This window comes from Algivirga pacifica (assembly GCF_039543525.1).
GTDB classification, from domain to species: domain Bacteria; phylum Bacteroidota; class Bacteroidia; order Cytophagales; family Flammeovirgaceae; genus Algivirga; species Algivirga pacifica.
In genome coordinates, this window is record NZ_BAABJX010000055.1 from 14,430 (window position 1) to 34,369 (window position 19,940).

The 19,940-nt window shown below is 40.1% G+C and carries 18 protein-coding genes and 1 other RNA gene; 10 read left to right on the top strand and 9 right to left on the bottom strand.

The genetic code is table 11. The annotated features are described in order from the left end of the window. The first annotated feature begins 5 nt into the window (after window positions 1-5). From ABD985_RS17595 to ABD985_RS17615, 5 genes are all read left to right on the top strand, one after another. Complete coding sequence (locus ABD985_RS17595) at window positions 6-1,178, top strand: cystathionine gamma-synthase (protein ID WP_345374035.1); 1,173 nt, start codon at window positions 6-8, stop codon at window positions 1,176-1,178. Between the two features lie 72 nt (window positions 1,179-1,250). Then, window positions 1,251-3,110 (top strand): M1 family metallopeptidase, encoded by a 1,860-nt coding sequence (locus ABD985_RS17600; RefSeq protein WP_345374036.1) that lies wholly within the window; start codon window positions 1,251-1,253, stop codon window positions 3,108-3,110. Between the two features lie 211 nt (window positions 3,111-3,321). After that, window positions 3,322-3,633 (top strand): FtsB family cell division protein, encoded by a 312-nt coding sequence (locus ABD985_RS17605; RefSeq protein WP_345374038.1) that lies wholly within the window; start codon window positions 3,322-3,324, stop codon window positions 3,631-3,633. A 157-nt stretch (window positions 3,634-3,790) separates the two neighbouring features. Then, entirely contained in the window at window positions 3,791-4,384 is a 594-nt protein-coding gene (locus ABD985_RS17610) for a HupE/UreJ family protein (protein WP_345374040.1), read from the top strand. A gap of 173 nt (window positions 4,385-4,557) precedes the next feature. Further along, a complete protein-coding gene (locus ABD985_RS17615; protein ID WP_345374042.1) occupies window positions 4,558-5,697 on the top strand; it encodes a low temperature requirement protein A in 1,140 nt (379 codons plus the stop codon). A 151-nt stretch (window positions 5,698-5,848) separates the two neighbouring features. On the opposite strand, the gene ABD985_RS17620 is transcribed toward ABD985_RS17615, so the two are convergent. After that, window positions 5,849-6,820 carry a zinc-binding dehydrogenase gene (locus tag ABD985_RS17620; RefSeq protein WP_345374044.1) on the bottom strand — a complete coding sequence of 324 codons (972 nt, stop codon included), beginning with the start codon at window positions 6,818-6,820 and terminating at the stop codon, window positions 5,849-5,851. Window positions 6,821-7,004: 184 nt separating this feature from the next. After that, the gene (locus ABD985_RS17625) at window positions 7,005-8,150 is read right to left on the bottom strand and encodes a BamA/TamA family outer membrane protein (RefSeq protein ID WP_345374046.1); all 1,146 of its coding nucleotides are present in this window, start codon (window positions 8,148-8,150) and stop codon (window positions 7,005-7,007) included. A 103-nt stretch (window positions 8,151-8,253) separates the two neighbouring features. On the opposite strand from ABD985_RS17625, the gene ABD985_RS17630 reads away from it, so the two are divergent. After that, entirely contained in the window at window positions 8,254-8,550 is a 297-nt protein-coding gene (locus ABD985_RS17630) for a YihY/virulence factor BrkB family protein (RefSeq protein ID WP_345374048.1), read from the top strand. A gap of 41 nt (window positions 8,551-8,591) precedes the next feature. Here ABD985_RS17630 and ssrA read toward each other — a convergent pair. Next, window positions 8,592-9,008: a transfer-messenger RNA gene (ssrA, locus tag ABD985_RS17635) on the bottom strand. 332 nt (window positions 9,009-9,340) lie between these two features. Between ssrA and ABD985_RS17640 the strand changes: the two genes are divergently transcribed. Then, window positions 9,341-9,982 (top strand): GNAT family N-acetyltransferase, encoded by a 642-nt coding sequence (locus tag ABD985_RS17640; RefSeq protein ID WP_345374050.1) that lies wholly within the window; start codon window positions 9,341-9,343, stop codon window positions 9,980-9,982. A 152-nt stretch (window positions 9,983-10,134) separates the two neighbouring features. Here ABD985_RS17640 and ABD985_RS17645 read toward each other — a convergent pair whose 3' ends face one another. The 3 genes from ABD985_RS17645 to ABD985_RS17655 form a co-directional block, all read right to left on the bottom strand. Next, the gene (locus tag ABD985_RS17645) at window positions 10,135-11,217 is read right to left on the bottom strand and encodes a branched-chain amino acid aminotransferase (RefSeq protein ID WP_345374052.1); all 1,083 of its coding nucleotides are present in this window, start codon (window positions 11,215-11,217) and stop codon (window positions 10,135-10,137) included. Window positions 11,218-11,759: 542 nt separating this feature from the next. After that, window positions 11,760-12,548, bottom strand: coding sequence for an inositol monophosphatase family protein (locus ABD985_RS17650; protein WP_345374054.1), 789 nt, complete (start codon window positions 12,546-12,548; stop codon window positions 11,760-11,762). 89 nt (window positions 12,549-12,637) lie between these two features. Then, window positions 12,638-13,045, bottom strand: a complete 408-nt coding sequence (locus ABD985_RS17655) for a hypothetical protein (protein ID WP_345374056.1) — start codon at window positions 13,043-13,045, stop codon at window positions 12,638-12,640. Window positions 13,046-13,326: 281 nt separating this feature from the next. Here ABD985_RS17655 and ABD985_RS17660 point away from each other — a divergent pair, with 281 nt between their 5' ends. From ABD985_RS17660 to pulA, 3 genes are all read left to right on the top strand, one after another. Beyond that, a complete protein-coding gene (locus ABD985_RS17660; RefSeq protein ID WP_345374058.1) occupies window positions 13,327-14,259 on the top strand; it encodes a hypothetical protein in 933 nt (310 codons plus the stop codon). Between the two features lie 32 nt (window positions 14,260-14,291). Continuing rightward, window positions 14,292-15,212, top strand: coding sequence for a hypothetical protein (locus ABD985_RS17665; protein ID WP_345374060.1), 921 nt, complete (start codon window positions 14,292-14,294; stop codon window positions 15,210-15,212). Window positions 15,213-15,320: 108 nt separating this feature from the next. Beyond that, on the top strand, window positions 15,321-17,318 hold the full coding sequence (pulA, locus tag ABD985_RS17670; protein ID WP_345374062.1) for a type I pullulanase: 1,998 nt from the start codon (window positions 15,321-15,323) through the stop codon (window positions 17,316-17,318). Window positions 17,319-17,565: 247 nt separating this feature from the next. Here pulA and ABD985_RS21305 read toward each other — a convergent pair whose 3' ends face one another. The 3 genes from ABD985_RS21305 to ABD985_RS17680 all read right to left on the bottom strand — a co-directional run bounded on the left by ABD985_RS21305 (window position 17,566) and on the right by ABD985_RS17680 (window position 19,737). After that, entirely contained in the window at window positions 17,566-17,676 is a 111-nt protein-coding gene (locus ABD985_RS21305; RefSeq protein WP_486303787.1) for a hypothetical protein, read from the bottom strand. Between the two features lie 511 nt (window positions 17,677-18,187). Next, entirely contained in the window at window positions 18,188-18,850 is a 663-nt protein-coding gene (locus tag ABD985_RS17675) for an AlbA family DNA-binding domain-containing protein (RefSeq protein ID WP_345374064.1), read from the bottom strand. 167 nt (window positions 18,851-19,017) lie between these two features. Beyond that, the gene (locus ABD985_RS17680; RefSeq protein WP_345374066.1) at window positions 19,018-19,737 is read right to left on the bottom strand and encodes a response regulator transcription factor; all 720 of its coding nucleotides are present in this window, start codon (window positions 19,735-19,737) and stop codon (window positions 19,018-19,020) included. Between the last annotated feature and the right edge of the window lie 203 nt (window positions 19,738-19,940).

A 19,940-nucleotide genomic window follows, 5' to 3' on the forward strand; every position in this document is an offset into this window, starting at 1 on the left:
TTACCATGAAGTCAAATCTATCTCCCTATAAGCTTTCAACAACCGTTATTCACGCAGGACAGGAGCCCGATCCTTCTACCGGAGCCGTTATTCCTCCCATTTATGCGACCTCTACTTATGCCCAGGCAAGTCCTGGCGTACACAAAGGCTATGAATACTCCCGCAGCCAAAACCCTACCCGTACCGCCTATGAAAAGGCTATTGCAGCCACAGAAAATGGCACCCATGGTTTTGCTTTTGCTTCAGGAATGGCCGCAACCTCTACCATTATAGAATTATTGGACGCCGGAGCACATGTGATTGCCATGAATGACCTGTATGGAGGAACATTTCGTCTATTTGACAAAGTAAGAAAGCGCAGTGCTAACCTTTCCTTCTCTTTTATTGACTTAAATGACGAAGAAGCACTAGCCAATAGCCTTCAGGAAAATACGCGTTTGGTATGGATAGAAACACCTACAAACCCTATGCTACGATTAGTGGACCTGGAAAAGGTTGTAAACTTCTGTAAAAAACATGGGTTAATTTCTGTATGTGACAATACGTTTGCTACTCCTTATACCCAAAATCCTTTAGACTTTGGGATTGATATCGTCATGCATTCCGCTACCAAATATATTAATGGCCACTCAGATGTGATCGGAGGTGTAGCCGTTGTAAAGGATGAGCAACTGGCAGAACAATTAGCCTTTCTACAAAATTCAACAGGAAGCATACAAGGACCTTTTGAGTCTTTTTTAGCTAACCGTGGACTCAAAACCTTGAGTGTACGTATGGAAAGACATTGCAAAAATGCTTTGGCTCTGGCAGAATGGCTGGAAGAACACCCTGCCATCGAGAAGGTGATTTACCCTGGTCTACCGTCTCACCCTGACCACACCCTGGCTCAAAAGCAAATGCGTGCTTACGGAGGGATGATTTCCATTGTAGTAAAAGGAGGTTTGGAGGCTGCCAAGCACCTTATGGAAAACACTCATCTATTTACCTTGGCAGAAAGCTTGGGGGGCATCGAAAGCCTTATTGAGCACCCAGCCATTATGACTCATGCATCTGTTCCTCCAGAGGTTAGAAAAGAAATCGGTATAGACGATGGACTAGTACGCCTTTCTGTAGGAATTGAGGACCTGGATGATCTTAAAATGGACTTGGAACAAGCTTTGGCAAGAGACCTTTCTTAAAAAAATACCATTTGCTCTGATATTTCTTTATTTTTGAAAAAATTATCAACACGACAACAATTAAAAAAACTAATGAGACATCTTTTTTTAACGCTACTAACCTTGTGCCTAAGTCTTACCACTTTTGCACAAACAGCCGATCGATGGCTACAACATGTAGACTATAAGATGGTCATCGATTTTAGAGACGAGGACCACCAATTCGACGGAACGCAAACCATTACCTATACCAACAACTCACCGGATACATTGACGCAGGTATTTTATCACCTATACTTCAATGCCTTTCAGCCTAACAGCATGATGGACGTTCGTTCCAGAACGATTGCTGACCCTGATAGTCGAGTAAAAGACCGTATTTCCAAGCTTAAACCAAACGAAATTGGTTATCAAAAAGTCCTTTCCCTAACACAAAATGGCAAGAAAGTAGATTACCATGTAGAAGGTACTGTATTGGAAGTAACATTGGCCAAGCCAATCCTTCCGGGCAAGAAAGCTACTTTTGAGATGGATTTCACGGCTCAGGTGCCTATACAGATCAGAAGAAGTGGTAGAAACAGCAAAGAAGGAGTCGCTTATTCTATGGCTCAATGGTTTCCTAAATTGGCGGAGTATGACTATGAAGGATGGCATAGCGATCCTTATGTAGGAAGAGAGTTTCATGGTGTATGGGGTGATTTTGATGTAAAAATCTCCATCGACAAAGATTATGTTGTAGCCTCTACTGGATATCTACAAAATGCCAAAGAGGTAGGACACGGCTATGAGGGCATCGAAAAAGGAAAACCAAAAGACGGAAAGCTAACATGGCACTTCAAAGCGCCTAACGTACACGATTTCACTTGGGCTGCTGACAAGAACTACATTCATAAGATCGTACAAGCATCCAATGGACCAGAAATGCACTTCTTCTGGATCAAGGGACAAGGGTATGACAAAGAATGGAATCAGCTTCCAGAGTATATGGACAAGGTATTTGATTACCTAAACACGCAAATTGGTGCTTACCCTTATAAGGTATACAACTTTGTACAAGGTGGTGACGGTGGTATGGAGTATGGTATGCTTACCCTTATCACTGGACAAAGAAAACTGGAAAGCCTTGTAGGTGTTGCGACACACGAGTTGATCCATAGCTGGTTCCAGTTTATTCTGGCAACGAACGAGAGCTTACACGAGTGGATGGATGAGGGCTTCAATTCTTACTATGGCAACGAAATCGATAAAGATGTATTGGGCATGGGAGAAGATACACACGGCCGTTCTTATAGAGGCTACTTCTACATGGCCAATAGTGGTGATGAGGAACCTCTAAGCACACATGCCGATCATTATAACAGCAACCGTGCTTATGGTATCAACGCTTATAGCAAAGGTGCTGTATACCTTCATCAGTTAAGCTATGTGGTTGGACAGGAAGCTTTTGATAGAGGTATGAAGCGTTACTACCATACTTGGAAGTTCAAGCATCCTAATCCAAATGACTTTATCCGTATTATGGAAAAGGAGTCTGGTCTAGAACTAGATTGGTATAACCAATACTTCGTGTATACCACCAAACAAGTCGACTATGGTATCAAGGATGTATTTTCTACAGGCAATAAAGAGTATATTGTCTTGAACAAAGTAGGTAAAATGCCTATGCCTCTCGACCTTCAAGTCACATATACTGATGGTTCTAAAGAGCTATTCTATATTCCTCTTAGCATTATGAGAGGTGAAAAAGCTGCAGAAAACAGTCAGAAACGTACGGTATTAAATGACTGGCCATGGACACACCCTACTTACACGTTGGAAGTGACAAACGGCAAGCAGGTTGAGCAGGTGGTTATCGATCCTTCTGGTAGAATGGCAGATATTGATCAATCGAACAATACCTACCAGAAACCTACTGGAGATAAACTAGCTCCTACCGTAGGTGCCGGACTATAATTGATGATTATATATTCCCATGGTAGGCCCTCAACTGAGGCGTAATGCCATCAACTTAAGGAAATAACATGTAGAAAGAATAGTGCAAGCCCGCTGCAGGTCGTAGGCTGGAGCCTACGACCAGTTTCTACCTTTTCATTTTCGGCTTAAGTTGACGACATTGTACTCCAGGTGATGGCCTACGGTGGGAATTCCGATAAAAAGCACTTTTATGAAAACTTTTCTGAAAAACCTGTACCAAAAGGTTCCATCCTCATTTAAAAACATCTATGTGATTACCTTATTGGTTTTTTCGGTATGGATGTTGTTCTTCGATACACACGACCAACTCACCATACATCGCTTAAAACAGCGAAAAATTGAACTCAATGAGAAAAAGGCTTTTTACCAAAAGGAGATTGATCAACTGGAAAAAGATATGGAAAGCCTGCAAACAGACCCTATCCAATTAGAAAAGTTTGCTCGTGAGAAACATCTTCTTCGAAAAGCTGGTGAGGATGTCTATATCATCAAGAAAAAATAATTCCCTTATTCGGGTTTGACTTTTTAAAGAATTCCAATATTCTTGCGAACTGAAAAAATACTAAGCTTTTTCTATCCGTTAACAGACAAACAAATGCAATAACCTTGCGACATACTCAAGGTTTATTTTTCATCTATTACTTGCAAACAACATCCTTATGTCAAAGTTCAACCAGTATCTCTTCGTAGGATTCGAGCACATCACTCAGGCAGATGGCGTAGACCACGTTCTTTTCGTAATGGCATTGATTGCCATCTATTCTTTCTCTGACCTGAAGAAGATCTTCTATCTGGTAACCGCCTTCACTGTGGGACACTCCATCACTTTGGCATTAGTCACCTTAAAAATATTCTCCATTTCATCAGAAATTATTGAGTTCCTGATTCCTGCCACTATTATGGCTACCTGTATTGGTAACTACCTACACAAAGAGCGTAGACAGACCCCTTTCAGTAAAAAAGAATTTTCTTTAAGTAAGCAACTTCGCTACTTCACAGCCCTTTTCTTTGGTTTGATTCACGGTATTGCATTTTCAAGTCAACTGGCCTTGGAAAGTGATATCCTTATTCCACTTCTATCCTTCAATATCGGCTTAGAGATTGGACAACTCCTGATCGTTCTTGGCTTAATCATTATCAATGTGATTATGATTGGTATGCTTCGCATGAAAACCAGAGACTGGAATATGCTTTTGACTGGAGCAACAGGAAGTGCGGCACTAATTATGCTAATCGAACGCTGGCCGTTTTGAGTGATGAGTTATGAGTTATAAGTGATGAGTTATAAGTGATGAGTTTACCTTAGAAAAAGGTTAAAACTCATCACTCATAATTCATCACTTCTCCCTTCCTTTTAAGTCATCCTTTTTCTGCTACAAGTCTTGTACTTTTATAAGACATGATTACTACCCAAAACTGAAAGAGGATGTCTACTTCTAAAAAAATACGGCTATACCTGAATGAAGAAAGAAAAGCCACATGGCTAGAACTCTTCTTCGATCTTATCTTCGTGGTCGCACTAGGAAAGACCACCCACTTACTGTCTCATACCCACCATGGACATTTAGAAGAAGGAAGTTGGGTTCGCTTTATCATTGTTTTTATTCCGTTATGGTGGATTTGGGTAGGACATACTGTTTTTTCCAACCGATTTGATGCTGACGAACGCCCCCATCGCTTGGCCACCCTCCTTTTGATGTTTTTATTAATTATCCTATCGGTATTGATTAATGAGGATATAGGGAAAAACTATCAACTTTTTATCGCCGTATATAGTATTGCCCGACTATTTATTGCAGGTTTCTATTTTTTAGCTTCCAAGGATTACCCTGATAATGCCGACTATAGTAAAAAAAGAGGGTTCATCTTCTCTATTGGGGCATTGATATGTCTGAGTGCTGTACTGTTTCCTCTCCCTTATGCCAGTTATATCTTCTACATAGGGCTTGCGTTTGATATCCTGTCTCCTTTTCTATTCTTCAGAAACACAAAACACTTCCCTATTGACAAAGACCACTTGGTAGAACGTGTGGGACTTTTGGCAATTATTTTATTGGGAGAATCGATTATCTCCTTATCTCAAGGGATTGAGGGAGTGGATTGGGAGACACAAACGATTGTTACGGCTATCGTAGGCTTTCTACTACTCTGTATGATTTGGTGGATCTACTTTGATTCTTTTCCTTTTCTACTGGAAAGCAAGTTAGATGCCAATGGATTTGCGATTCTTTACTCTCAGCTCATGACTTATATGGCCTTTGCCATACTCGCTAATGCGATTCGTCATGCTATTTTAGATGATCTAGTATTAATAGAGTTTCGTATTATGGCATTAGCAGGAATAGTCTTATTCTATTTGGGCAAGCAAACGGCTTACTTCTTCAATGTCATGGAGTACCGTCAACCGATTATACAAAACACGCTAATCACTTTTGTGATTGTAGGGGCAAGTTTATGGCTACCATCCGCTCAATATATTCTTATTGGTATATGTTGCTCCATGGGAGGGTATATCGTTTTGAATTATTTCACGCAATTGAAATTATATGGGAAGGCTAGCATGTAATGATTTGCTATCATACTACCACCCCGCTTTGTTGAACCCATTACATGGCGTCTCGAATTTCAACGGTTCAACAAAGCTATTGGGTAGTAGGACAGTTATTTACTCAACCTTAATTGACTGATAAGCATTATATAGCATCTCTTACCGGGGATTAATAGTTAACGACAATCTTTCCCGACACATGTCCTTCGGCTACTTTACGTAAGCCATCCGGAATCTCCGCAAATGTCAATCGCTCGGAGATATTATCGGCTAATTTCCCATTAGCCATGCGTTGTGCCAGCTCCTCTCCTGCTTGGGCTACATCTCTTAAACTCTGCGTATCTCCTCCAACAAATACGGCACCCAAGGCGACTTCTACAATAGCTGGAGCCTTTGTAAATGGCGTAAATGGATTTTCGCCAGGAGTACCAGTAATACACACCAAACTACCGTTATACCGCAATAAAGGAGATAGCGCCGCGGCATTTTTACCAGAGATCATGTCCACGATATGGCTTACTCCTGCGCCTTCTGTTATACGATTGACTTCTTCTACGATATCTTTATTTTTATAATCGATCACATAATCTGCCCCTAACGCCTTAATTCTTTCAAAATCTTTGCTAGCGGTAGTGAATACAGTGGCTCCTTTTTCCTTGGCGAGCTGAATCGCAAACCCTCCCACAGCGCCTCCTCCGGCAGAGATCAATATACTTTGTCCTTTTTGAAGATTAATCTTTTCCATGACTGCTTGCCAAGCTGTAATCCCTGCACAAGGGATCGTCGCCGCTTGTTCAAAAGAAAGGCCCTCTGGTATCTTGCTCAACACATCAGCGTTCGTCGCTACGTATTCTGAAAACACTCCATTATTAAAAATATCAACGATTCCGAATACCTTATCCCCTACAGAAAGATGCGTTACCTCAGCGCCCACCTCGACTACTATACCCGACAAATCGATGCCAACGATTTTAGGAACTGACATATCAAAAGCCCCTTGTGTAATCTTGTAATCCACAGGATTCAAAGAGGTGGCTTTCATCTCTACCAATACTTCATTAGGCCCTGCCGTTGGTTTATCCACTTCTTCCAACAACATCAATTCTGGTGTTGATTTCTCCTTTAATACCCAAGCTTTCATATACTTATTATTTTATTGACAATCAGTTGAGTTTATCACGATGAATTGTCTATGAGTAAAAAAACTTACTGAACTGCTTCTAGAGTAGATTAATTTTTAATGATCAATTTTCAATTTTTAATTAAAATGAATCACCCAAAAGGCTGCTGAACTCGTTCTAGAATACATTAATTATTGAAAATTATTAAAACGCTTCTCTCACTCCAAAGTACCAAGTAAACCCATCCTTCCCTACGGCAAAGTCTGTCCGCACATTCATACGCTCATAAGGCAAGATACGATAACGCACCCCCACTCCTCCTACCGGCAACCACTCCGCATCTCCAAAGGAGTTGTAGTCTCCAAATACTTTTCCTAATCCTGTGAAGGCCACAAAGCCCAGTTTTCGTTTCAGTAAAGGAGTTTGTCGACGATACTCTATTTCTGTAGATAAAAGATTACGATCAATATAAGTTCCTACCTCATACCCTCTTTGGGATTGTGCCCCACTTCTTCCATAGAAAGAATAGTTTTCATTTTCGGCATTATCTCCTAAAAAACGAGCATGAACGTTCCAACCCAATACATGGTCTGTATCTTGAAAAAGGGTCGCAAACTGCTTGTAAATGATCTTATTTTCCACAAAATCTCCACTACCCCCTTCCGGAATAATATAGTTCGCCTGATACTCTATATACATTCCCTTATAAGGATAAAAGATATTGTCTCGATTATCCCAGGTTAATGCACCCTTTACTGCGTGGTTACGCACCTGATCACTAAAACCTACCAATATTAGGCTTTGCTCATCCTCTTCATCTACCCCATCATACTTGATGCCCGTAAATTGATATCCTCCTCCCACAAATAGTCGCTCAAATACTCTTCGCTTCACGTCTACACTAGCCAATACGATCTTCCGTCTCACATCTACATCCCGTATTTCTCCAAAGTCCAGTTCTTGACGAATATTGGCATACGCCAGAAAACTGGTCACCCTCCACTTGTCTTCCTTCAGAAATAAGCGAGGAGAAGCAAACAAGGACCAACTGGTATTGGTACTTCCAAATGCCCCAAACGTCAACGTACTGGGAGGAGATACCAAATCCTCCTTATTAGGGTAAAATGCAATCATTTCTATAAGGGTAAGCCCTAGCTCAGTAGTCGGACTATAGGAAGGCATCGGGATAAAGCGAAACTTGGCTTTGCTTCTTTCCTTTCGGTCATCGAAGACAGGTTTTTGAGTGTAGTCAGTGGTATCTTTGGTATGTTGTTGCGCCATTCCTTTTAAGGAGTAACACATCATAACGACACCTAGCAATACGGCTTTTCTCCAAATAAATAAATACATATCAGGTCAAATGGGTTATCAATACAACCATTAAGCTAACTGTTTATCTAAATATTCAGAACTGATCCTTCAATAAAAATAGAGACGAACCTTTTTGGTTAGCTTGGGCTCCATCATCGCTACGATACTATGGATTGGAGGAGCTGTACTTTTCTCCTGGTATGTCGACAACTTCGGAAGCTATGACAGTACCTATGGAAGTTTCGCAGCCATCATCATCTTAATGCTATGGCTCTATCTTACCGCCTATATTATTTTACTGGGAGCCGAAATCAATTCAGAAATGGAGCATCAGACCTATACGGATACTACTGTTGGGGAAGATAAACCTATGGGAGAAAGAGGAGCTTATCATGCGGATACTGTTCCCGGAAAAAATAAGGATAAAAAGAAAGGATAATAATGGAAAAACCCTCCCTACGATACCGTAAGGAGGGTTTATTGTGGAGTCGGAGGGATTCGAACCCTCGTCCAGAGAAGGCAACCGTCATACTTTCTACATGCTTAGTTACGCTTTAAATTTTCGTGAGATGGCAGGTAGGCAACAACCAACCAATCCCCTTATCTACTAGGAGTTTCGCTATCAGCTAGTAGTATCGCCTCAAGCTAGTTCTATCGGGTCGACACCCCGGGATCCGCGCTGATAGAACAGAGCGCAGCGGGATGTAGCCAGGGAGTGCTGTATAAAGCTACTCAACCATTTAAGCCCATTAATCTCAACCTAGAAAGGGAGATTAGGCAGCCATAGCGTAGTTAGACTCGCCAAATATAGTTTGAACGCATTGATTAAGGATGTACGAACACCACCCTGCATGCTTATGTATGCAACTACTCAACCTGTCAAATCCAGTCGACCCCTTTTGGGTAAACCGCTATTCCGTATGCTGGAATAGGCTACAATAGTATATAAAATTATTGAATCAAACAATATTTTTTCAAGCTTTTATATAAAAATAATCTAATTTTTTCCATTCGAAAAGTTTCTTTTGGTGTGGAACTTCTCTTCTCCTTGCGTACCCTTTCAAGTCACCTTCTCGACCTTTATATAGTAAATGGACCTTGTGTTCATGTTGTTTAATTGCGCTTCACTCGTTCATAATGTTTAGTTGAATTGATATCCATTCAACCTTTCCTCATTTGGAGCTAAATACTATATAAAATACCATAATCGTATTCTTAACCACCCAACTATGAAAAACCTCAAGTTCAGAGCGGCAACACCAGAAGATGTCGAAACCATTATCCCTCTAATGTATTCAGCAGGTCCTGATGCCTACGACTATACTTTTAAGACAAAAGAGAATTGCCCTATGGAGTTCTTAAAAATGTCTTTTCCTCGCCACCATGGTATCTTCAGCTATAAACATCACTATGTGGCAGAGTATGATGGAAAAGTCGTTGGAGGGGGATGTATCCTGAAAAGTAACCATATTACCTCAAATACACTCTCTACGTTGTGGCATGTCTTTCTCCATTATGGTGTAATCAAAGGCATTAATATTACAAAAAAGTTGCAACAGGCCTCTGAGATATGTCCTGCACCAGAAAAAAATGAGCAAATTATTGCCAATGTGGGTATTGCTCCTGACTATCAGAAAAAGGGAATTGGGAAGCAGTTGATGTATTACTTATTTGAGCAAAGCAACCTCTCGCACCCTATCATGCTGGATGTTGCAACCACCAATTCGGTTGCTGAGGCATTATATGCTAAGATTGGCTTTGAGGTCATCAGTGAAACACATTCCTCTTATAAAAATAACTATGGGCATATTGATAGCTTAAGAAGAATGAAGCTCAATCCTCAAGCCTTATTAAAAGGGAGCCTCAATTAAATTGTTGAATCGTTGAATTTCTCCTTCGGAGAGTTGAATTGAGCTTCGCTCGTTGATTCGAGTTGAATTGTTTATTGAATTCAGTTAACAGTTCAACTCGAATCAACGATTCAACTCTCCGAAGGAGAAATTCAACGATTCAACAACTAAACTTAGATACGGTAGATCCAACCTTTATTGTCTTCTACCTCCCCCATCTGCATTCCTTGCAAATGCTGCTTGATCTTAGTAGAAAGCTTTTCCCCTTCTACCTCAGCGATCTCCAGTAGCTCACCATCGTTACCGATATGGCTAATTGGGGCAATCGTTACCGCTGTTCCTGTACCGAAAGCTTCTTTCAAAGAACCATCTTTGGTTGCATCCACAATCTCTTGTACAGGAATCTTACGCTCCTCTACTTTCACCCCCCAGTCACTTAGCAACTCCAATACACTTAGACGTGTAATACTTCTCAAGATCGTATCTTCTTCTGGCATGGTAGGTGCCGTCACGATCGTATCATTGATCTGGAACATTACGTTCATCGTACCAGACTCCTCAATATATTTGTGCTCTGCCGCATCTGTCCATAGCAACTGATCGTATCCTTCTGCTTGCGCTAGTTTCGCTGGATACATAGAAGCTGCATAGTTTCCTGCTACCTTTGCATACCCTGTACCCCCATGACATGTACGAGAATATTCTTTCTCAATTTTCACTTTTACCGGGTTAGAATAGTAAATTCCTACCGGGCTAGTGATAATTGCAAAGGTGTAGGTATCTGATGGCTTCAAGCCCAAGAAAGCATCTGCAGCAAACATAAACGGACGGATATACAAAGAACTCCCCTCTGTATTTGGAACCCATCCTTTGTCCAGTTCGATCAGCTTATGCAAGCCTTCCATAAAGATATTTTCCGGTAACTCAGGCATACACATTCTTTTAGCCGAAGCATTTAAACGGGCTGCATTGTCCTGTGGACGGAAAATCAATACCTCTTCCTGGTTTTGTCTGTTTCTAAATGCTTTTAGCCCTTCAAAGATCGACTGTCCATAGTGGATCGCAGATAAAGCTGGGTTCATTGAAAACTCTCCATAAGGGACAATTCTCAAATCTTGCCATTTACCATCTTTGTAGTCCGCCAAAAACATATGGTCGGAAAAAATCTTCCCGAAAGGGATGTTATCAAAGTCTACCTGATCCAAGTTAGACTTGCTTGTCTTCTCAATTTTAATGTCCAGCGCCAGTTCTTCCATGTTCTTCCGCTTTTGATGTATTATTCAATATGTTGTTTCAAAATATCACCCTTTGATATTATTCCCAACTAATATAGTTCGATAAGGTAGTTTTTTCTTCAAAAAATCCTAACTCACTATACTATTTTTTAAAGGAATACTACAAATATACAGGATTGTATTTTGTAAAATCACAAAAAATATCACATAATATTATAAATATATAATACCAATGTGATATTTTATTAGATAAATTGAAATGTGGTTATCGGTTATCGGTTATCGGTTATCGGTTATCGGTTATCGGTTATCGGTTATCGGTTATCGGTTATCGGTTATCGGTTATCGGTTATCGGTTATCGGTTATCGGTTATCGGTTATCGGTTAAGAAAGTTATTTTACTCCTAAGCGATAAGCAATAACCGATAAACTTTTTCAACCTTTTTTTAAACGATAAGCGATAAACAATAACCATTGCATGGCGCCCGCAAACATTCTTTTCAAGCGATAAGCAATAACCATTGCATGGCGCCCGTAAACCTTCTTTAACCGATAAACAAAAACTACCAATGCTTCTGTACAACGGCTAACATATCCTGATGTACTCCCGGAGCTGCTGCCAGTATTTCCCGTCCAAAAACACTATTACTTCCTCCCTGAAAGTCAGAAACGATTCCTCCAGCCTCTTTGATCAAAATAACACCTGCCGCTACATCCCAAGGCTTAAGGTTATACTCAAAGAATCCCTCAAAGCGTCCTGCTGCCACATAGGCCAGGTCAATAGCTGCTGATCCCATTCTCCTTAACCCATGACAGTTTTCCATCATATGCATTAGGATTTTCATATACTCATCCATTCGCTCAAAGTCCACGTAAGGAAATCCTGTAGCCACCAGTCCTTTCTTCAACACTTTCTGTGGAGACACCACCATAGGCTGATCATTTAAGTAAGCCCCTCCCCCACGATAAGCATGAAAACATTCCTTGAGATTCATTCCGAATACCAAACCAAAGATCACTTCCTGATCTTCCATCAGGGCAATACTAATGGAGAAATTAGGCACCCCATGTATGAAATTAGTCGTACCATCCAATGGGTCTACCACCCAGTTCAATCCTCCTTTATTTTCAGTACCGGTTCCCTCTTCTGCAATGAAGCCTGCCTCCGGAACGATTTCCCTTAGTTTAGCCACGAGCATTTTTTCGGCCTGCTTATCCACATAGGAAACCATATCATTGGTATCCTTGTACTCCACATGCACTCGATCAAACCCATGAAATTCCTTCATAATAAAATCAGCAACCTGATGGGCCAACGTTTTCACTTGGTAGGATATATTCTCCAGATTCATGCGATAGTGTTTATTGTTTTGTTGGAATAATACCCGCAATATACAGATTATATAAACCGAAAGAATGAAAATACCTCAGCGATATACCTCTACAACAACTTCAGGTTAATCTCCTCTATCTTGAACTGACGCTCAAAAGAGTATTCCCCTGAAGCTACTTCCAGATACATAAACAACCCCCTTGCTCGCTCTAATGGCTTGCGCTGTACATTTCCAGTACTTTTCTCCATCAATTGTGCTTCCAGCAGTTGTAAATCTGCAATCATCTCCACCACTTTCTTATTGAAGTTATTTTCCTTGATCAGCGTAAGAATACCATCTGTACTCATACCATTCAAAGCGGTATAATCAATTGGATAAACATCATTGGAACGTTGCTGCATATAACTCAATGCCTCTTCATTATTTCCGGCATTGACCATTCCCATCAGTTTTCCAAGAAAGTATACCATTTCTTCCGTCATTCTTTCGATATAATCTTTTTTATACTCCAGCATTTTTTGATTAGTTTTTAGATTAATAAATTTTAAAAAGATAACAGGTAATAAGTAAAGGGTAAAAGGTTTCAAACCATTAAGATTAAGGCTATCTTATTACTATACTATTTATTGGTTATAAGTAATCAGTAACATGCTTCATCGAAAACACTTCTTTATATTATTTAAAGGCCATGTGAACTTATTTGCATCCTTTTAGATGAAGGGCAACCACGTGGGGTCGCCCCTACCTTTTACCTTTTACCTTTTACCTTTTACCTTTTACCTTTTAACAATAACCTATGCTTTCCCTACTTCCCACTTCCATTCGTCATTGTTCTATCTTTATGGGTTTCTTATTTCTTCCCTTTATGGGTATCACACAACATGACCTTAAAAACTTTCATATAGGCTTTGGAACTCCTTTGATCGTATATCCTACTTTAGGAAGTACCATACGCTTCGGTATTGATGCCTCAATACTCTATAACTTTAATCCAACGATTAGTGTAGGCTTCCAGTTTCTCCGGGGAAGTTATCGGGATGCCTATTCAGGAGGTGCTATTGTAGGAGCACTTTCCGATAATGAAGGCAACCTTATTAATATTATCTCTAGAGAAGATCCCGAGAAAAATATTCAATATAATATCAATACTTTTGGGATAGTTAACAAAATAAATATTCGCCCTTTTAAAAAAATCAACCCTTTTTTTCTGTTTAGCATCAATTACAATACAAGAATTACCAAGATCAGGGCTTTTACGGTTGCTAACATTCTGGACACTCCGGAGTTTGACCGCAGCATGAGAAATGCTGAAAAAGGATATATTCTCATAGTTGATGATATAGGAGAAGAAATCAGTGATGCTTCCAATGCCATTGAGATCCCCTATAAGAAAAGCTATGGTGGGCTTAGCGGGGGTTTTGGACTTGGTGTCCAGTATAACTTTGACCGGAACTTTGCTCTCGGTTTGCAAATCATCGCACCAGACCTCATCAATAGTGTTCCTTTACTCAACACTCGAACAGTTGCATTTATCGAATATGCCCCTTCTATTCAAGAACTCGTTGACTTTGTAGAATTCCCCAATCCTGAAGAAGAAGAAAACCTGAGTAACAATCCAGGTACCAATGAGGTGGGATATTTTGGACAAATTATGGGAGACGAAGAACTCAAAAGAAAGCTATATGTGAGTGTGACCCTCACCTATAAGATGTGGTTTAAGAAGTTCTAACTTACTCAAATCCTTCACTATGAATTATATCTATGACAGCTATACCCAAACGGCCTATCTACGCAATACTCTTTGTATTATTGAATCTATTTCCTGTATTGACTATAGCTCAAGACTTAAAGAACCTTCATTTAAATTACAGCCTTCCCTTATCTATATTTCCCAGTCTGGAAAAAGGTGTACGCCTAGGACATCACCTTCAACTTAACTACAATCTTTCCCCTTCTTTCGGCATTGGTATTCAATATATCAATGGGCAATTCAGAGATCAATACTCTGGCGGCACTTTTACAGGATTTTTAAGTGATACCAATGACGATATCATCGACTTTATCATTCAAACGAATACTGAAAAAAACATCGTCTATATACTCAATAGCTTTGGTATTGTTAGTGAAATAAATATCCGACCTTTCAAGAAATTCAATCCATTTTTGATGATCAGCATAAATTATCAATACAGAAATAGCAGGATCACTTCTTTTGAAAAAGCAGATATTTTTGACACTCCCCAGTATTATGAGAGTATGAATAACGCCCAATTAGGGTACAATGTTTCCTATGAAGACCCTCTCGGGTTGGTATTTGCAGATAGCGCAGTAACTATTCCCTATAAACAAACCGCTAACAATATAAGTGCTGGCTTGAGTATTGGTATTGAATGGAACATTAACCGAGATTTCTCCTTTGGGCTTCAAGTAGTCAGTCCTGATTTGATCAATCCTATTACCCTACCCAATACCAGTACTGTATCTTTTCTAAGAGATGATCCTTTTGACTTTGATCTGACTAACAGTTTTATTTTCCCAAATCCTGAAGAGGAAGAAAAGCTAAAAAACAATCCCGAAATGGGTGACACTGGCTACCTTGGACAAACCATGAATGAGGATATCAGGAAACCTAAGCTATATGTTGAGCTATTCCTCACGTATAAGTTTTTTTATAAAAAATAATATTGCTCCTCTAAAATTCCCTGCCTTCCTATTAACTTCGTCTACAAATCATCAATTCTTTTTACCACTATGCTGCAGTATATGCCCTGCAGCTATTCTTAAATCATCATGCACAAAAGACGTTACATTCAAATGATGCTCTTGCTATTTTTGTTTATTTCCTGCAAAAAACAAGAGAGCGACCAACCTATATCTTTCCCTGTTTATGAGGGAAATGACCTAGGTGTACAATACACCCCCCAGAAAACAACTTTTAAGTTATGGTCTCCTGTCGCAGAAAAGGTTGTCGTACACCTTTACGAAAAAGGTCTGGAAGGAAAACCCTTACAGTCTTTCGATATGAAATCCATTATGAATGGCGCATGGAAGCTTAGTGTAAACGAAGATCTCTTAGGTAAATACTACACGTTCCAAGTCACCACAAAGCAAGGAGAAACACTAAAAGAAACGCCTGGTATTTATGCCAAGGCTACAGGAGCCAATGGTATGAGAGGAATGATTGTGGATATGAAGGCTACCAATCCGGAAGGATGGGCTCAGGATAAACGACCACCCCTTAAAAGTAGCAGCGATATTATTCTATACGAGCTACAGATCCGAGATATGAGCATCTCTCCTACCTCTGGCAGTGCTTATCCCGGCAAATACCTTGGACTAGCAGAAAGTGGAACTACCTCTAAAGATGGCCTTTCTACGGGCATTGACCATATAGAAGAAATGGGCGTGACCCATGCACACATTCTCCCTGCCTTTGACTATCACACGGTAGACGAAACCAAGCTGGATAGTGCACAATACAACTGGGGGTATGACCCTCAAAACTATAATGTACCGGAAGGCTCTTATGCCACAGATCCATATGACGGCGCTGTGCGTATCAAGGAATTCAAGCAAATGGTCAAGGCTTTTCATGACAAGGGAATTCGTGTCATTATGGATGTCGTTTACAACCATACTTTCGCCCAAGAAAATGCCTGGTTCAACCAGGAAGTTCCGGACTATTACTATAGACAAAAAGCAGATGGAAGTTATTCCGATGCCTCAGCTTGTGGAAATGAGACCGCTTCCGAACAGCCTATGATGCGTAAGTACATGATCGAGTCCTTGAAATACTGGGCTAAAGAATATCATGTGGATGGCTTCCGCTTTGACCTAATGGGTATTCATGATATAACTACTATGAATGCGATCAGCGATGAGTTGAAAGCCATGGACCCAAGCATTTTCCTATATGGAGAAGGATGGACAGCTGGTGATAGCCCTTTACCCGTAGAAGAGCGTGCCCTTAAAGCACATACCTATCAAATGCGAGGCGTAGCAGCATTTTCTGATGATATTCGGGATGCTATCAAGGGACACTATGCCGAGGAAAAAGAAACGGGCTTTGTCTCAGGAAAAGAGGGACTAAGCGAGTCCATCAAATTTGGTGTGGTAGGAGCTACCAATCACCCCCAGATTAACTACGAGCTGGTGAATTATTCGGATACTGCCTGGGCTTCTTCCCCTTCACAGTGTATCAACTATGTGTCTTGCCATGACAATCACACCTTATATGATAAACTCAAGGCATCTTGCCCGAATGAGTCAGAAGCAGAGATTATTAAAATGCATCAGTTGGCCAATACGATTGTTCTAACTTCTCAAGGTGTTCCTTTCCTTCATGCGGGTGTAGAAATGTTGCGTACCAAAAACGGGGAGCATAACTCTTATAACTTACCGGACAATATCAATCAAATTGACTGGACTCGTAAGAAAAGGTATAAGGAAGTGGTCGATTACTATAAAGGACTTATCGCCATCCGAAAAGCGCATCCGGCATTGCATATGCCATCCCAAAAAATGATTCAGAAGCACTTGAAGTTTCTGGAGTTCAAGAATAATTTGGTTGCTGGATTTGTGATCGATGGTCATGCCAATGGGGATGCTGCCGAAAAAATCATGGTACTCTATAATGCTAATAAAGCTCCTTATAACTTCAATATCCTGAAAGGGAAATGGAAAGTACTGGTGAATGGAAAAGAAGCTTCTCCTGAGGGGTTAGGGTATATTGAAGGAGGAAATATTACGATGCCTGGTAGAAGTGCTTGGGTGCTGGTGAAAGAGTAGTGTAAATAAATAACTGTCATACTACTAAATGGTTTTGTTGAGTGGGGCACTACGTGCCGTTGAGGCGGCTAGCGCCGCTGGTTGAGTATGCTTCGCATGTTGAGATTTTGCAGTACTGCTCTTTCTCAACAGCCCGAAGGGCTACTCAACGGAGCGAAGCTCTACTCAACGACACGCAGTGTCACTCAACAAAGTCATTTGGTAGTATGACTGTTATTTATTCAAAGATCAATATTCGTCCCAAATACTAAGACATAAAAAAGGTCACCAATTGGTGACCTTTCTTTGTTTCTTTGGCATTCCTCGGGATTACATTCCCAATTCTTTTTTTGCTTTCATGTAGTTTACTACACCGAATGCAATAGAAAGAACCATTGGAGGAACCATAAAGGCAATTGCCGCAATACCTAATACGCCCATTTTTCTCTTAATTTTTTTGATCAAAAAAATTATTGGCCTTTCCTCTCAAGAAATACTTCCTAGAGGTCCAACCGTATTTGGACGCTAAAGTATTAAAAATATCCCTTAAAATCCTGTCTAAGAACAATTATTTTCCTGAAACGCCCTTTTTAACCTGTAAATATTACACCTGCTTTATCACGCTATCAAGATCACTTATTCACAGGCTCCCAAAAAGTTATTCACATGTTTCACGGCGTTCCACACAAAGTTATCAACATTGTGGATAAAATGTTGATAACTTTTTGAAATATAGCTTTACAGTACTAAAAAAGGGCATTTACAAATGTTAGTAAATAGGTAAAAAAGAAATAACAGCATTACTTCTACCATAGAAAAACAAATTACTAACATGCAAAATCAAGATATTCACAAAGTTATCAACATAATTATCCCAATAAACTATTGCACTATAACCCTTCCTCTTCAGACTCCTTCAGTATAAAAGTATCTTGAACCTCATTCGGTCTTACATCCAATACATTAGAGACCGTTAAGCGTACAAATACCTCTATGGCATCCTCCTCTGAACAGCCTACCGATTTTATAAAATCCATAAGGGTCGCTTGCCCATGTTCATTGACATATTGCAAGAGTGCACTTTCATATGCTCCATAACTAAAGCCTTGTATACGATCCCTTCCTTGCTCCTTAAGAATCATACGAACCACCTTACTCATTTGTACACTTTTATCAGCAACCCGGATATAGGCTTTTCCCCTTTTGCTTTTAAGGTTATAGATTAAGAAAACGGGCTTTCGTTGATGTTCTTCCACTTCCAGGACAATGACTTTTTGTTTATGGTTAAGGGGAATACGATGTATATGATATGCTACCTTGGGCTTACAACGCAAGCCTAATACTTCTTCCATCAGGTACAGTTCTCCTTCCGGGTCTTTCATCCCTGAGATAATACCATCATCCGTCACTCCCATAATCAAGAAACCGCCTGTCCCATTGGCAAAAGCCACCACTTCCTTAGCTACTTTCAACGGATCCGTAATTTTCTTCTTAAACTCTATATGCTCTCCCTCTCCTTCCCTGACTAATCGCTTTAAATGATTCAGATCCATTGTATCAATAATTTAAGTCCATAGTTGTTGAATCGTTGATTTTTTGAATGAAGCGAAGCTCAATTCAAAAAATCAACGATTCAACATTTTACTATATACAAAAACGGTTTGGAAGCACAATAAGCTTCCAAACCGTTCAATAATACGTTCCTGAAGTAGGTGATAAACTACTTGGAAGGCTCTGCTACCAAGAACTTGAAACCAATACCGTGTACATTCAAGATCTCAATAGAAGGGTCATCCTTCAAATACTTTCTTAGGCGGGACATAAACACATCCAAACTACGTCCTTTGTAGTAGTCATCATCTCCCCATACCTCTTGCAAGATATACTCACGTTTGATCAAGCCGTTACGCTTTCTATAAAGGAAACGAAGCAACTCAGCCTCACGAGTCGTCAACTTTCTGGTATCGTCTCCTCTGCTCAATTTCTGATAAGGGAAGTCCAGGGTATACTGTCCTATGTGAATTTCCTGAGGGTCTTCCTCACGATCAAAATCCACTTTAGGCTCACTATTCTGTCTTTTCAGAATGACCTTGATACGCAACTCCAACTCTTCCATGTCTACAGGTTTAGCGATATAATCGTCTGCCCCTGTCTGAAAAGCCTTGATTTTATCCTTAGGCATATTATTGGAAGACATAAACAGGATCGGTACATACTGGTCACGTTGCCTGATCTCCTCTGCCAAATTATATCCATCTTTGTGAGGCATCATCACATCCAGGATAAGCAAATCAAACTTATACTTCTCAAATTCTTTCAAGCCACTCACTCCATCCCCTGCGTGATGTACAAGATAGCCTCTTAGATCTAAATACTTCTTTACAATTGAAGCGACAATTTTATCGTCTTCAACAAGTAAAATTTTTACCGTGTCACTCATGCTGATAGCTTAAAGGTTAGTTATATGGATTTACGACAATTATATTCATGAATGAGTGCAACGCAACATGCATGAATCATTTTCAACTGATTGAATTACTCAGAATGTCCCTGCCACTTCTATAAGCAGCAGAAACACTCCTTAAGTAAATTTAATAATATTCTAATATTAACATTAACAAAAAAGAATCCTTTTTAACATAA

Excerpts from the sequence above, each read along its gene's own strand:
- ABD985_RS17595 (WP_345374035.1), top strand. The coding sequence starts at position 6 with ATGAAGTCAAATCTATCTCCCTATAAGCTTTCAACAACCGTTATTCAC.
- ABD985_RS17600 (WP_345374036.1), top strand. The coding sequence starts at position 1,251 with ATGAGACATCTTTTTTTAACGCTACTAACCTTGTGCCTAAGTCTTACC.
- ABD985_RS17605 (WP_345374038.1), top strand. The coding sequence starts at position 3,322 with ATGAAAACTTTTCTGAAAAACCTGTACCAAAAGGTTCCATCCTCATTT.
- ABD985_RS17610 (WP_345374040.1), top strand. The coding sequence starts at position 3,791 with ATGTCAAAGTTCAACCAGTATCTCTTCGTAGGATTCGAGCACATCACT.
- ABD985_RS17615 (WP_345374042.1), top strand. The coding sequence starts at position 4,558 with ATGTCTACTTCTAAAAAAATACGGCTATACCTGAATGAAGAAAGAAAA.
- ABD985_RS17620 (WP_345374044.1), bottom strand. The coding sequence starts at position 6,820 with ATGAAAGCTTGGGTATTAAAGGAGAAATCAACACCAGAATTGATGTTG.
- ABD985_RS17625 (WP_345374046.1), bottom strand. The coding sequence starts at position 8,150 with ATGTATTTATTTATTTGGAGAAAAGCCGTATTGCTAGGTGTCGTTATG.
- ABD985_RS17640 (WP_345374050.1), top strand. The coding sequence starts at position 9,341 with ATGAAAAACCTCAAGTTCAGAGCGGCAACACCAGAAGATGTCGAAACC.
- ABD985_RS17645 (WP_345374052.1), bottom strand. The coding sequence starts at position 11,217 with ATGGAAGAACTGGCGCTGGACATTAAAATTGAGAAGACAAGCAAGTCT.
- ABD985_RS17650 (WP_345374054.1), bottom strand. The coding sequence starts at position 12,548 with ATGAATCTGGAGAATATATCCTACCAAGTGAAAACGTTGGCCCATCAG.
- ABD985_RS17655 (WP_345374056.1), bottom strand. The coding sequence starts at position 13,045 with ATGCTGGAGTATAAAAAAGATTATATCGAAAGAATGACGGAAGAAATG.
- ABD985_RS17660 (WP_345374058.1), top strand. The coding sequence starts at position 13,327 with ATGCTTTCCCTACTTCCCACTTCCATTCGTCATTGTTCTATCTTTATG.
- ABD985_RS17665 (WP_345374060.1), top strand. The coding sequence starts at position 14,292 with ATGACAGCTATACCCAAACGGCCTATCTACGCAATACTCTTTGTATTA.
- pulA (WP_345374062.1), top strand. The coding sequence starts at position 15,321 with ATGCACAAAAGACGTTACATTCAAATGATGCTCTTGCTATTTTTGTTT.
- ABD985_RS17675 (WP_345374064.1), bottom strand. The coding sequence starts at position 18,850 with ATGGATCTGAATCATTTAAAGCGATTAGTCAGGGAAGGAGAGGGAGAG.
- ABD985_RS17680 (WP_345374066.1), bottom strand. The coding sequence starts at position 19,737 with ATGAGTGACACGGTAAAAATTTTACTTGTTGAAGACGATAAAATTGTC.